The organism is Nonlabens tegetincola, from assembly GCF_002954355.1.
Classification (GTDB): Bacteria; Bacteroidota; Bacteroidia; order Flavobacteriales; family Flavobacteriaceae; genus Nonlabens; species Nonlabens tegetincola.
The window spans coordinates 206,470-220,412 of the sequence record NZ_MQVV01000010.1 but is presented as its reverse complement, the minus strand read 5'-3'; the positions used below and the strand labels follow the sequence as shown (position 1 = coordinate 220,412).

Below are 13,943 nucleotides of genomic sequence, written 5' to 3'. Positions count from 1 at the left end.
TTAGTTAATGACCAATATGATTGAGTGAGTTGGACAAACTAGTACTAATAGTATTATAACCGTAAAGAATACTTACTGGTTGATTCTTTAGATTAGGATAGACGTCTACAGTTTTCTTATTTTTACCGACTTATTACAATAACTATAAGGCTTTGTAGTTATGTAAGGTAGACTTAAAAAGAGCTCTTTTGAATAAATATTTATCACAGTTTTTATTAATACTTGTAGTCGTTTTAGGACTTGTAGGATGTAGTCGTAAGAAAAACTCCTTTATAAGTCGCAACCTACATGCCGTAGGAACAGAATACAATGTATTGTATAACGGCGACCTTGCTTTACAAGCAGGACTGGATCAACTAGAGCAAAATTATAAAGACAACTATTGGGAAGTTCTACCAGTTGAAAGAATGTCCGTTAAGGACGAGGTTTTTTTACCAGGACAGCGAGCGCTAGATCCCAATTTTGAACGAGCTGAAGAAAAAGCGGTTAAAGCTGTACAAAAACACAGCATGCTTATCAATGAGGTAGAATATAATCCTCAAATCGATGAGGCATACATGCTTTTAGGAAAAGCTCGCTATTATGACCAGCGATTTGTTCCTGCCCTTGAAGCATTTAATTACATTTTACAGTTCATGCCAGAAAGTGATGAGCTCAATAGAGCAAAAATCTGGCGAGAAAAAACAAATATGCGATTAGATAATAATGAAATCGCAATTAAGAACTTGAGAAAATTACTTTCTCAGGACGAAGAAAAGTTTGAACAAGAAGATCTAGCACTGGCAAATGCCATTTTTGCACAAGCTTTTTTAAACTTAGAAGAAGTTGATAGCGCGTTAGTCTACATGAATAAAGCAGCTCAACAAACTAAAAATAGAGAGACACAAGCAAGGTATAATTTTATTGCAGGGCAATTATTTGCAAAATCGGGTCAACGCGACAGTGCTTTTGCACATTACGATCAACTTATTGAATGGCATCGTAAAATACCTAGACGTTATTATATAAATGCTTTTATAGAAAAAATAAAACTGTACGATCCAGCCGTTGATAGTGATACCGAGCTTATTGAAACCATCACCGATCTTGAGGAAAACAGAGAAAATAGACCGTGGTTAGATGCTATTTATTCTCGTAAGGCTATTTACTTTCATGACAAGGACAGTTTAAATCTTGCTAAAGAATACTTTAATAAATCGCTAAGAGCCAAAGGTGGTACTGATAAATATCTAAGAGGTAATAATTACAGTGCACTTGCAAAAATTAGTTTTGATCAGGCAGAATATGTCAATGCTGGGAAATACTATGATAGCGCAGTTGCGCAATATAAGGAACGCACGCCAGAACATAGATTGGTACGTAAAAAGCGAGACAATTTAGAAGGCGTTATAGTTTATGAAGGATGGCGTAGTAGTGCCGATAGTATTTTTAAAGTACTAGCAATGTCTCCTCAAGAACAAGAACAATATTATCAAGTATATATTGACAGTTTAAAAGCTCAAGAAGAAAGAGAAGCTCGAGCTGCCGAAGTTGCCGCAGCAAAAGAAGCACAACAGCAAACGGCCTTTTCCAAAATTCAAAATAACAAAACTTCTAGAAGAGGTAATATAGGACCAACCTTTGGTGGAGCAACGCCACCAGGACCTACAGGACCTTCTTTAGGTAACTCATCTTTCTACTTTTACAACACGCAAACTGTTGCTCGTGGTAAACAAGATTTTAGATCAAAATGGGGTAAACGCAAATTAGAGGATAACTGGCGACGTAAAAACAAAAAGTCTACCCTGGATGGTGAGATAGAAGATGAAATTGTAAATGAAGAAGAGGAATTACGACCAGAGTTTACAACCTCCTTTTATATTGAACAACTACCAAAAGGCAGATTTGTGTTAGACAGCATTGCCGACTCTAGAGACTTTGCCTACTATCAGTTAGGTGTAATCTATAAAGAGAAATTTAAAAGAAACGATCTGGCTATTGATCGATTCACTAGACTTCTGGATTTTGAACCAGTAGAAAAACTAGAATTACCTGCCCTTTACAACCTATACCTTATTTATAAGGAAGACAGTAAAACACCAAATGCACAAAAGGCCAGTCTCTATAAAAACAAAATAATCTCTGAGTATCCAGATTCTAGATATGCCGAGTTATTGCGTAATCCAGAATCAAAATTAGATAATAGTGAAACACCGCTTGCAGTTTATAATAGACTGTATAAAATGTATGAGGCTGAGCAGTACGATCAAGTAATAGCTTTTGTTCCAGAATATGTCAAAATATTCAATGGAGATGATATAGTACCTAGATTAGAACTACTTAAAGCATTTGCATCAGGTAGATTATACGGTTTTCAAGCTTATAAGCGAGGAATAGATTATGTAGCACTTAATTATCCAAACAGTGAGATAGGTAAAAGCGCACAGGATTTAGTAAAAAAAGCAGAATCTCTCAAAATACCAGAAGTTTACCTTCCAGAAGATGGGCTTACAGATTTTAAACTGGTTTATAGGTTTAATAAAAGTGAGCAATCTGCAATTGATAACCTGACTGCTGCTCTTGATGACGCTTTCGCGAAAGCGGAATACTCATTCACCTACTCAACCGACGTGTACAATGAAAACGAAAAACTGTTAGTAATTCACGGTTTCAATACTAAATTAGGAGCCAAAGGATTGGGTGAATTACTACAGAAACCAGAAAATGGTTATAATATTTCAAGACCTTATATTGCAATAGCAACAGAAAACTATAAAATCATTCAAGTGTATAAATCATTGGATAAGTACACCGCCGAAATGAAGTAAATAACCCTTAAAGAAAATGTTTAGCGATAAAAAATCAGGTAAAGGAACTATGGAGTCAGGAAAATCTCAAAACCGAATAGGACAAGGAACTGTTATTGAAGGAGATATTAAAAGCACAGGTGGCTTTAGAATAGATGGTACAATTATAGGTTCATTGGAAACTACAGCCAAAGTAGTAATAGGGAAAGAAGGTAAAATAGACGGCTCCATGCGTTGTCAAAATGCCGACGTTGAGGGAACCATTAAAGGAAAATTAGTAGTGGATAATCTTTTAACGCTCAAAGCAACTGCTCGTATCGATGGTGAAGTGACAACAGGTAAACTAGCTGTAGAACCAGGCGCAGAGTTCAACGCTACTTGTAGCATGCAATCTGGTGTTAAAAACATTAATGACTCAAGTAAAAAAGGTAAAACTGCCTGATGAATTTTTATGTAAAGTCCCTTGCAGCATTAACAGTAATTACCCTTTTACTGTATGCTGCGCACTTTTTTCTTATCCCAGCAGGAGAGATCAGTTTAGTAAAAATCTATTTGTTTTTAGGTATAGCAGGATATTTTACAGTTGCTGCCTTAAACTACGTGCACACGATTGCTAGTGAAAAACTAGGATTCGTATTCATTGCTATATTAATGGTAAAGATAGGAGCAGCACTTTTAATATTCCCAGAATTGCTAGCAGAAAATGAGTCATTATCTCGTGTTGATAAGTTACACTTACTTGTTCCTTACTTCATTTATCTCATGATTGAATCTGCCATTGTAATTAAGTGGCTTAATGATAAATAATTACCGTTTACAACCGGTTTAAAAAATTAATAAAATAATAGCCTAGTTTTTAAGGTTATTTCAAATGTTTTTTGTCGTACATTTGCACCCGAATTTGAGAACCTAACTATTTAAGGTGTAATACATGTACAGAGCTTATATTAAAACAGCTTTTTTTGCTTTACTTTTTACTGTCTTTTCAGGAACAGTTAATGCTCAAGAAGATCATGGTCACGACAACCATACTACTGAGGCCGATGGCGGTAGAGTAAATTCTAAAGAAGAAATTAACGCTTACATTAAGCATCACTTGAAGGATGCTCACGATTTTCACCTGTTTTCGTATACAAACGATGCTGGTGAACGCAAGCATGTAGGATTTCCACTTCCTGTAATTGTTTGGACTAGTGAAGGTTTAAGAACTTTCATGTCTTCTGAATTTCATCATGATGATGATGGTAAGGTGCTTGTTCAAAAAGATGGAGTTACCTTAACTAAACTTCATAGTAAAATCTATGAGTTAGATAATGGAGCTACTACTGTAGCTTTTGATGAAGAGCATCACCCAACTAATGCACACAAGGTACTTGACTTTTCAATCACAAAATCTGTATTCGGAATTTTAGTTACTGGTTTGATATTACTTTTATTGTTTGGTGGACTAGCTAAGCAGTATAAAAAGAAAAACATCCCAACTGGATTTGGTAGAGTACTAGAGCCTCTAGTAATCTATGTGCGTGATGAAATCGCTCGTCCTAACATAGGAGAGAAAAAGTATAGAAGATTTATGCCTTATTTATTAACGGTATTTTTCTTCATCTGGATTTTGAATTTATTAGGACTTACTCCTATAGGATTTAATGTAACAGGTCAAATTGCAGTTACAGCATGTCTTGCAATATTCACTGCAATTATTTACCTATTTAGTGGTACAAAAGAATTTTGGGGTCACACTTTATGGATGCCAGGTGTTCCAGTTATACTTAGACCGATTCTTGCCGTTATAGAATTAGTAGGATACGTGCTTATTAAGCCGTTCTCACTTTTAGTGCGTTTGTTTGCAAATATTACAGCTGGTCACTTTGTGGTGATGAGTCTTATAGCCCTTATGATAACCTTGAAGGAAAGTTTTGGACCAGTAGGTTCGACAGGACTTTCATTAGTTCTAGCGTTATTCATTATGGTAATAGAATTATTAGTGGCTTTCTTACAGGCCTTCATTTTTACAATGTTAAGTTCGTTATTCATCGGTATGGCCGTTGAAGAACACGATCATCATCATGATGAAGAACATGAGGATGAGATCTTAACTCAAGGTGAGGTTGAGGAAACCAGAGAACGTTTTGTTTAATTTTTAATTTAATAACAATGACTGGAACTCTAAATTTAATTGGAGCAGGATTAATCGTAATCGGTGGTGGTATCGGTTTAGGTCAAATCGGTGGAAAAGCGATGGAAGCTATCGCTCGTCAACCTGAGGCTGCTGGTAAAATCCAAACTGCGATGATCATCATCGGTGCACTTCTAGAAGGACTTGCATTTGGTGCGTTAATCTTAGGAAGCTAATTCCTTAAAAAAACTAAAACACATTCCTGTAACGGTTGGTTACAGGATGTGTTTTAAAATTAGAATTAAACTCAAATTTTAGAATAACTATAAATGGAAACTCTTTTAAACGACTTTTCTCCAGGCTTGTTTATCATGCAGGCGATAATCCTTATCATATTAGTAGTATTATTAGGGAAATTTGCATGGAAACCTATCATCAATTCATTAGATGATCGTGAGCAAGGAATCAGTGAGGCACTTGCTGCTGCAGAAAACGCAAAGCTTGAAATGAAAAAGCTTGAGGCTTCAAATGAAGCTGCTGCTGCCGAGGCTCGTGCTCAAAGAGATACTATGCTTAAAGAAGCTCGTGAGATCAAAGAAAAAATGATTGCCGAGGCAAGCACTGAAGCTCAAGAAAAAGCTGATAAAATTATCGCACAAGCACAAGAAACTATTGAAGCTGAAAAGAAAGCTGCACTTGCTGATATTAAAACACAAGTAGCTGAACTTTCTGTTGATATCGCCGAAAAGGTAACTCGTAAAGAATTATCTGAAAAAGATGCGCAACTAGCTTTAATTGATAAAATGCTTACTGAAGCTAATATCTAGGAATTATGAAATTATCAAGAGCTGCATCACGATACGCTAAAGCTATTCTTAATCTCGCGGTTGAGAAGAACGAGGCGGCTGCTGTGAATGATGACATGAAAACCATACTAGCCACGCTAGCAAACAATAAGGAGCTCAGCCAGTTTCTATCTAGTCCTTTAATTAAGATGGAGCAAAAACGTAATGCATTACGTCAAGTTTTTAAGGATTCGGGAGCGATAACTATGGGGTCATTTGATCTATTAGTGGACAATAAAAGAGCTGATATCCTTGCCGATGTTGCTACACGTTACATCTTCTTATTTGAAGAGATGAACAAGCGCGAGATTGCTACAGTCACGACTGCCGTAGAAATTACAGCAGACTTAGAAGCAAAAATACTTGCTAAGGCAACCGAACTTGCTGGTAAAGAGGTAACTTTAGAGAAAAAAATAGATTCATCTATACTAGGTGGTTTCATTTTAAGAGTAGGTGATAAGGAAATTAACGCTAGTGTTACAAACAAATTCAGTGCGTTAAAAAGAGAGTTTGCTCAATAAATAATAATATCTGTGGTTAGTTTGCTTTCGCAAAAGCGTACTTACTACAACTTAATAGAAAAGTAAAAACCGCAAGGTTTAAACATAGAATAAAAACAATAACATGGCAGAAGTAAATCCAGCAGAAGTATCTGCAATACTTAAGCAACAATTATCAGGATTTGATGCAACTGCATCTCTTGATGAAGTGGGAACTGTTCTTACTGTAGGTGACGGTATCGCACGTGTTTATGGTCTTTCAAACGCTCAATATGGAGAACTTGTTTCTTTTGAAACAGGAATGGAAGGAATCGTATTAAACCTTGAAGAGGATAACGTAGGTGTGGTACTTTTAGGCCCATCACAGGAAATCAAAGAAGGTGATACGGTAAAAAGAACACAACGTATTGCATCTATCAAAGTAGGTGAAGGTATTGTAGGTCGTGTGGTAAACACACTAGGTGAGCCTATAGATGGTAAAGGAGCTATTGAAGGAGACCTTTATGAAATGCCACTTGAGCGTAAAGCTCCTGGGGTTATCTATCGTCAACCTGTAAACGAACCAATGCAAACAGGTATTAAGTCAATTGATGCCATGATTCCTGTAGGTCGTGGACAGCGTGAGCTTGTAATTGGTGACCGTCAGACTGGTAAATCAACAGTATGTATTGATACAATCCTTAACCAAAAGGAGTTTTACGATGCTGGTGAGCCAGTATATTGTATTTATGTAGCTGTTGGTCAAAAGGCTTCTACAGTAGCTAACATTGCTAAGGTACTAGAAGATGCTGGTGCCCTAGCTTATACTACCATCGTTGCTGCAAATGCTTCTGATCCTGCTCCAATGCAGGTATATGCTCCATTTGCTGGTGCAGCAATAGGTGAGTACTTCCGTGATACAGGTCGTCCTGCTCTTATTGTATATGATGATTTATCTAAACAAGCTGTTGCATATCGTGAGGTATCTCTTTTATTACGTCGTCCACCAGGACGTGAGGCGTATCCAGGAGACGTTTTCTACCTACACTCTAGATTATTAGAGCGTGCTGCAAAAGTTATTGCAGATGATGATATCGCAAAAAATATGAATGACTTACCAGAAAGTCTTAAGCCTATCGTAAAAGGTGGTGGTTCTCTTACTGCACTTCCTATTATTGAAACTCAGGCTGGTGACGTTTCTGCTTATATTCCTACAAACGTAATTTCGATTACTGACGGTCAGATTTTCTTAGAATCAGATTTATTTAACTCTGGTGTGCGTCCAGCAATTAACGTAGGTATTTCGGTATCTCGTGTAGGTGGTAGTGCACAAATTAAGTCTATGAAAAAAGTGTCGGGTACTCTTAAGCTTGACCAAGCACAGTTCCGTGAACTAGAAGCATTTGCTAAGTTTGGTTCTGATCTTGATGCTGCTACACTTAACGTAATTGAAAAGGGTAGACGTAACGTAGAGATCTTAAAGCAAGCTCAAAACTCACCTTACACGGTAGAAGATCAGGTTGCAATTATCTATGCTGGTTCAAAGAACTTGTTAAGAAATGTACCTGTAGAGAAAGTAAAAGAATTTGAAAGAGATTATTTAGAATTACTTAATGCAAAGCATAGAGATACTCTAGATACTCTTAAGGCTGGAAAATTAACTGATGAAGCTATTGACGTATTAACAGCAGTAGCAAAAGATCTTTCAGCACGTTACTAATAGAATAAAGAAAAAGAAACAAGAGAATCTCTCTTGTTTCTTTTCTCCTTATCTCTTTTCTTAATAAACTATGGCAAACCTAAAAGAAATAAGAAACAGAATATCCTCGGTATCTTCAACCATGCAAATTACTAGTGCAATGAAGATGGTGAGTGCAGCAAAGCTTAAAAAGGCCCAAGATGCCATTACAGCAATGCGTCCTTATTCTGATAAACTTACTGAAATGCTACAAAATTTAAGCGCTACGCTAGAAGGTGATTCTGCGAGTGCTTATTCTATTCAACGACCAGTTGAAAAGGCTTTAGTAGTAGCTATTACTTCTAATCGTGGTCTGGCTGGTGCTTTTAATTCAAACATTATCAAAGAATTGGTGCGTTTGAATAAAGAAGAGCTTAATGGTGTGGCAGTTTCATACATGACGATAGGTAAGAAAGCAAACGACTTTGTTAGTAAGAACGACACAGTTCAATCAAACAAAAGTGATTTGTTTGACAACATTTCTTTTGAAAATGTCGCTGCAATTGCAGAAGAATTGATGGAGTTGTTCAAGAACGGAGACTTTGATAAAATCATCCTAGTTTATAACAGCTTTAAAAATGCGGCAACACAAATAGTAAGAACTGAAGATTTCTTACCACTTGCACCAGTAGCCAAAGACGAAGAAGCTATCGCTGCTCAAAAAGAGATGGATTACATCTTTGAGCCTTCTAAAGAAGAAATCATTGAGGAACTTATACCTAAATCACTAAAAACACAGCTTTATAAAGCAGTACGTGATTCATGGGCAAGTGAGCATGGTGCGCGTATGACTGCAATGCACAAAGCTACAGATAACGCTACTGAACTTAGAGATCAGTTGAAATTAACTTATAACAAAGCTAGACAAGCGGCTATTACTAATGAGATTCTTGAAATCGTTGGTGGTGCAGAGGCATTGAATAACTAGTAAGTTTTTCTTTCATAATACAACTTAAGACCGCTCCCAATTTGGGAGCGGTTTCATTTTATTAAGGCTTAAATAGTCCAAATACGTGCATGAGTTTAAGAAACCTTATCTTTATGCCTATGGGATTTAAAAGATTGTTGCTTACGTTCAGCCTATGTTTGTTTTTCACCTTTAAACTTAGTTTTGCACAAATACAAGTAGGTGAGGATATCGTTGGACTGAGTTATAGTGAATCTTGTGGAAATGCTGTTAGTTTATCTTCTAATGGAAAGATTATTGCTGTTGGATCTCCTGGAAATAGTGATAATGGAGATGTCTCTGGAATGGTAAGAATTTTTGAAAACAAATCTGGAAATTGGATTCAAATGGGGCAGACTATTTACGGTGAGTTTCCAAACGAATTAAGCGGTACTAATCTTTCTCTTTCTTCAGATGGTACTACCTTAGCAATAAGTAGCCATGGCCTCCGTCAGTTTATTTTTAATGCTGGAGCCGTAAGGGTTTTTAAATATATTCAAAATAGTTGGGTTCAGTATGGAAATACTATTTACGGTGAAAATAGAGGGTTTTTAAGTGGTTGGTCACTAGAACTTAATGATGACGGAACTATCGTTGCGATTGGAGCCCCATATAGTAATTATAATGGCACTAGTTCTGGGCATGTGACTGTTTATAAAATTGAATCTAATGTTTGGAGGAATATGGGTGAAAGAATTGTTGGATCACAAGCATTTGATCAGTCAGGTGTAAGTCTAAGTTTATCCTCAGATGGAAATATCATCGCTATAGGCAGCGAATTAAATGATGCGTCTGGAAGCGCATCTGGACATGTTAGGGTATTTCACTACTTAAACAATATTTGGGTTCCTTATGGCGAAGAAATTAAAGGGAACTATCCAGGAGACTACTTTGGAACAAGTGTTTCATTGTCTTCAGACGGTAATATATTGGCAGTAGGAGCACGAACCGCTACTGTTGACGGAGAAAGCACGGGTCAAACTAGGGTTTTTAGGAAAAACATGAGTGAATGGATACAAGTTGGTCAAAGCATTAATGGAAGCCATTCTGAATCTGGAAACGGTGGTAGTGTAAACTTATCTGATAATGGAAATTTTTTGGTAATAGGAGAAGCTGGGAATCAAGATTTTGCTTTTCTTGCAGGACTAGTAAAGCTATATCGTTTGGAGAATGATAATTGGGTTCAAGTAGGAAATAATATTTACGGTAAATTCCCTAATGATAATAACGGGTGGAGTACAAGCTTATCTTCAGATGGCTTGACTGTAGCGATTGGATCGCCATCTCGCAATTCAATTTCAAATCCTAGGGATTATGGCTATGCTAGAGTTTTCAAATTTAAAAGTTCAGCCGAAAACACTACGAGCTTTGATGTGATAGTAGATAATGATGGAGATGAATTATATCTTACATTTGACAATGATACTACGTTTAAAGAGTTACGATTGTTTGAAATGTCAGGAAAACTTGTTTACGAATCATTTGATCCTAGAATTACAACTACAAATTTGTCAACCGGAGTTTACATTCTACAAGCCGTTTTGAATACTGGAACTAAATCTAAAAAAATTATAATAGAATAAGTTCTTATAAAATAGAATGATATTAATTAACTGCGATAAATGTTGTTCAAAGAACTCTTTTTACTATTATTTACTGGTTCTCCTATAAATAGGAAAAGTAGTTTTGATCTATCAGATAAAACGATAAGCGACCACATTAATTCCTTGTGTTCACAAAATGAAAGTTTTAAGAAGATGTTTACCACTCATCAACCCTTTACGGGTTTTATTCACGGCTATTATGGTAGGGAATTTACGTTGAGGCCAAAATCATCTGTTTTTAAAGAGAATTCCATAGGAGATTATGTGTTTGCATTGGGTAGAATTGAACCTGTCCATGACTATAAGTCAATTGTACAAGTGTCTTACCACAGAACTCGAAAAATTAGAGTTTCTTTTTATGCCATTTCTACATTCTTTTTGCTGCTCCTAGTTTATTGCGCTGTAAATTTCGAAATTGATGACACATTTGTTTATTTGGTATTGGCATTAATTGGATTATATGTGTTTTTCTTGCTGGTACTATTTGTTGGAATTTATAAACAAGTGACGTATATAAAAAAGCACTTAATGAATGGTTTGGATAGAATTAACTAGCAAGTAATAATGAAGATATTCAGCTGTATTTTGTGGATCGCATTTTCGGTTTTTTATAACACCAGTGCTCAAAGCCATATAGGAATTATCAAAGATGTAGATGGTTATACTCTTGTCCGAGAATCAGCTGGATTACAAACGAAAGTAAAAGACACACTTTATAATGGAGACTTCTTTGAGTTCTATGCGACTGACACAACAAATTGGTTTTATGTACAAACCTGGAAAAACAAAAACATATCAGGATTTGTTCATAAAAACCGTATACAACCAGTTGAAGAACTTAGTGAACAATATCAAAAGGACCTTATCGAAAAGACTCTTAAAAACTACAAAGACCTTCGAGAAAAAGCAAACAAATCTTTAGCAACAAAAAACCAAATTCTCATTAAGGAATCATTTCAAAAAACCGCTTTTTACAGCGACTCTAGATATAATTATGTTTTAGAATTTATACCTGAATACTTTAAGAACACTAAAGACATAGAGCTTCTTCATTTATTTATACAAACCATGATTGCAGACTCAAGTTCCGCTAACGAGTTAACTAGCGATGCCATCGCAATGTGTTTTATACACAATCCAAATATGGTGTATAAATCGGTTATGCGTATACAAGCAGTTGAGCATAAAAAGCAAATCGTTGATCATATACTTTTCGGCTTATCTAATTATTCAGCTTTAACTGTAACAGATTCTATTTCCAAAAAGGAGTTAGTTAAGTATAAAAATCTTTTGAATAGGTTATAGAGTTTTCGGATTTGTATACAGGGTTAATAATAAAATGATTATTCATTTGCTTTTATTTTAGTACGCTTTCGCGAAAGCGGAGTATCTAAAACATAAATTTTTAAAATAGTCATGTAACATTTTAAAGAAGTTGCATCATAAGGGTGAATAACAATTAAAAACATCATTATGAAACGCATTATTCTTTTCGCTATAGCATTATTTATTTTTTCTCACAGCGATGCCCAAAACGCTATCAAAACGACCGTAAAAGGCTCTGGAAAACCTGTTCTACTTTTACCTGGGTTTGCAAGTGATCACACAGTTTGGGATTCTGTAATAACCGAATTCATAGACCATAACGAATTACACTTAGTAGATTATGCTGGTTTTGGTCAGATTCAAGCTGTTGACTCGTTGTGGTTACCTAGGGTTTTAAAGGAAATTAAATCCTACATAGCTCACAACAACACTGAAGAATGGACGGTTGTAGGTCATAGCATGGGTGGTACTATTGCCACTTGGTTAGCCGCTCAAGAAAACCTGAACATCAAACAAGTAGTGGTTATTGATGGATTGCCTGGCACCGCAGCGCTCATGTTCCCTGGCGTGGACCCTAGTACACTTATTTATGACAGCCCTTATAACAATCAAATGCTCGCTATGAGTGATCAACAGTTTAGTCAAATGGCAGTGATGATGGCCCAAGGAATGGCTGGCTCACCAGAACATCAAAACCTTATTGCCGAATCCATCACTAAGTGTGATCGTAAAACCTATGTTCATGGATATACCGATTATTTAAAGCTAGACGTACGTCCTTTACTCAAACAAATAACAGTTCCTGTGACTATTATTGCAGCAGGATTACCTTATGGAGTTGATGCGGCAACCCAAACTTATAAAAAACAGTACAGCAATCTAAAGAATTATGATTTTCACATTAAGGCAGATTCTAAGCATTTTATCATGTACGATGCTCCAGATTGGTTGAATGAGAAATTACACGCTATTTTAGACTTATGATAACCGACCAGCAAAGAGCATTTGAACAACTTTATCACAATAATGTAGACAAGGTTCACCGACTCTGTTTAGGTTACGTAAAAGGAAATCAACCACTAGCTACGGACTTACAACAAGAGGTTTTTATGAAAGTCTGGCAACACTGGAGCTCTTTCAAAGGAACAGCAAAACGTTCTACTTGGTTGTACCGTATTGCAGTAAATACCTGCTTGCAGTTTTTACGAGATAATAAAAATAAACTAACAGAGAGTTTAGATAATAAGATAGAACAAACAGTAGAAACTGCAGTAGATAAGGAACTTCAATATGCAACGCTTTACGCATGCATGAACAAGTTGAATAAGGTCAATAAATCCATTCTTTTATTAGAATTAGAAGAAGTGCCACAGCAGGAAATTGCAGCTATCGTAGGAATTAATCACAATGCTGTGCGCACTAGAATTAATAGAATTAAACAACAACTTACTAAATGTGTCAATCATGAAAACATTTGAAGAGATAACTAAAACCTGGCCGGATCAAAAATCCCAGCCTGATTCAAATATTACCACAAAAGCAACAAACACGCTAGCACAAATAAAACGAGGTCAACTCATCACCATTGCTGTACTTAGTATCACAGCTCTAACTTTAGTGGCGTATTTTGTTTATACAGCCACATCAAACGAGCCTTTATTTACTTCAGGACTTTTACTTATGATAGGTGTTATTTCAGTACGTATTGCGTTAGAGCTTAAATCTTCTAGACAATTTAAGCCTATTCATCCAACATTGAGCGCTCAAGAGTACACTCAATTGAATCGGGACCGACATCAATTGAGATTACAAATCCACCAGGTATGGACACCGGTACTACTTACACTGTACTGGGCAGGATTTGTTATGCTTATTCCTACTTTTAAAAAGTATTTAAGTGATTTTTGGTTTCAATATACCTGGATTTCAAGCATTCCTATTGCAATTGCAATGATTGTATTTATCGCTTACCAGATTAAAAAAGAAAAGCAAATGTTGAAAACGCTTCAAAGAGATTTAAAAGAGTTCTAATATTAATTCTTTATAAATGTTTTTAGTTTACAAACTAATAAAACAAGTTTTTAATATTAACTGTGGTTCAAT

General features: G+C 35.9%; 16 protein-coding genes. 15 read left to right on the top strand and 1 reads right to left on the bottom strand.

Annotated elements, in window-relative coordinates:
• The first annotated feature begins 188 nt into the window (after positions 1–188).
• From porW to BST93_RS01470, 12 genes are all read left to right on the top strand, one after another.
• A complete protein-coding gene (gene porW / locus BST93_RS01525) occupies positions 189–2,807 on the top strand; it encodes a type IX secretion system periplasmic lipoprotein PorW/SprE (RefSeq protein ID WP_105017826.1) in 2,619 nt (872 codons plus the stop codon).
• Positions 2,808–2,823: 16 nt separating this feature from the next.
• Positions 2,824–3,228 carry a bactofilin family protein gene (locus tag BST93_RS01520; protein WP_105017825.1) on the top strand — a complete coding sequence of 135 codons (405 nt, stop codon included), beginning with the start codon at positions 2,824–2,826 and terminating at the stop codon, positions 3,226–3,228.
• A complete protein-coding gene (locus BST93_RS01515; RefSeq protein ID WP_105017824.1) occupies positions 3,228–3,593 on the top strand; it encodes a DUF6168 family protein in 366 nt (121 codons plus the stop codon). The genes BST93_RS01520 and BST93_RS01515 overlap by 1 nt, the downstream gene beginning before the upstream one ends.
• A gap of 124 nt (positions 3,594–3,717) precedes the next feature.
• Complete coding sequence (gene atpB / locus BST93_RS01510) at positions 3,718–4,923, top strand: F0F1 ATP synthase subunit A (RefSeq protein ID WP_060523461.1); 1,206 nt, start codon at positions 3,718–3,720, stop codon at positions 4,921–4,923.
• A gap of 17 nt (positions 4,924–4,940) precedes the next feature.
• Complete coding sequence (gene atpE / locus BST93_RS01505; protein ID WP_042276670.1) at positions 4,941–5,138, top strand: ATP synthase F0 subunit C; 198 nt, start codon at positions 4,941–4,943, stop codon at positions 5,136–5,138.
• A gap of 93 nt (positions 5,139–5,231) precedes the next feature.
• Entirely contained in the window at positions 5,232–5,729 is a 498-nt protein-coding gene (locus tag BST93_RS01500; RefSeq protein WP_042276668.1) for a F0F1 ATP synthase subunit B, read from the top strand.
• A gap of 5 nt (positions 5,730–5,734) precedes the next feature.
• The gene (gene atpH / locus BST93_RS01495) at positions 5,735–6,268 is read left to right on the top strand and encodes an ATP synthase F1 subunit delta (RefSeq protein ID WP_105017823.1); all 534 of its coding nucleotides are present in this window, start codon (positions 5,735–5,737) and stop codon (positions 6,266–6,268) included.
• Between the two features lie 103 nt (positions 6,269–6,371).
• Positions 6,372–7,946 (top strand): F0F1 ATP synthase subunit alpha, encoded by a 1,575-nt coding sequence (gene atpA / locus BST93_RS01490; protein ID WP_042276664.1) that lies wholly within the window; start codon positions 6,372–6,374, stop codon positions 7,944–7,946.
• A 70-nt stretch (positions 7,947–8,016) separates the two neighbouring features.
• Positions 8,017–8,892, top strand: coding sequence for an ATP synthase F1 subunit gamma (gene atpG, locus BST93_RS01485; RefSeq protein ID WP_042276663.1), 876 nt, complete (start codon positions 8,017–8,019; stop codon positions 8,890–8,892).
• Between the two features lie 89 nt (positions 8,893–8,981).
• Positions 8,982–10,493 carry a T9SS type A sorting domain-containing protein gene (locus BST93_RS01480; RefSeq protein WP_105017822.1) on the top strand — a complete coding sequence of 504 codons (1,512 nt, stop codon included), beginning with the start codon at positions 8,982–8,984 and terminating at the stop codon, positions 10,491–10,493.
• Positions 10,494–10,532: 39 nt separating this feature from the next.
• A complete protein-coding gene (locus BST93_RS01475; protein ID WP_105017821.1) occupies positions 10,533–11,069 on the top strand; it encodes a hypothetical protein in 537 nt (178 codons plus the stop codon).
• 9 nt (positions 11,070–11,078) lie between these two features.
• Positions 11,079–11,819, top strand: a complete 741-nt coding sequence (locus tag BST93_RS01470; protein ID WP_105017820.1) for an SH3 domain-containing protein — start codon at positions 11,079–11,081, stop codon at positions 11,817–11,819.
• A 38-nt stretch (positions 11,820–11,857) separates the two neighbouring features.
• Here the strand turns inward: BST93_RS01470 and BST93_RS14435 are convergent, their stop codons facing one another.
• Entirely contained in the window at positions 11,858–11,986 is a 129-nt protein-coding gene (locus BST93_RS14435; RefSeq protein ID WP_258150459.1) for a hypothetical protein, read from the bottom strand.
• 1 nt (position 11,987) lies between these two features.
• Between BST93_RS14435 and BST93_RS01465 the strand changes: the two genes are divergently transcribed.
• Genes BST93_RS01465 through BST93_RS01455 form a run of 3 tightly spaced genes read left to right on the top strand, consistent with a single transcriptional unit; the run spans position 11,988 to position 13,871 of the window.
• Positions 11,988–12,824 (top strand): alpha/beta fold hydrolase, encoded by an 837-nt coding sequence (locus tag BST93_RS01465; RefSeq protein ID WP_105017819.1) that lies wholly within the window; start codon positions 11,988–11,990, stop codon positions 12,822–12,824.
• Positions 12,821–13,318 (top strand): RNA polymerase sigma factor, encoded by a 498-nt coding sequence (locus tag BST93_RS01460; protein WP_105017818.1) that lies wholly within the window; start codon positions 12,821–12,823, stop codon positions 13,316–13,318. Before BST93_RS01465 ends, BST93_RS01460 begins: the two co-directional genes overlap by 4 nt.
• Positions 13,305–13,871 carry a hypothetical protein gene (locus tag BST93_RS01455; protein WP_105017817.1) on the top strand — a complete coding sequence of 189 codons (567 nt, stop codon included), beginning with the start codon at positions 13,305–13,307 and terminating at the stop codon, positions 13,869–13,871. Before BST93_RS01460 ends, BST93_RS01455 begins: the two co-directional genes overlap by 14 nt.
• Positions 13,872–13,943: the final 72 nt, after the last annotated feature.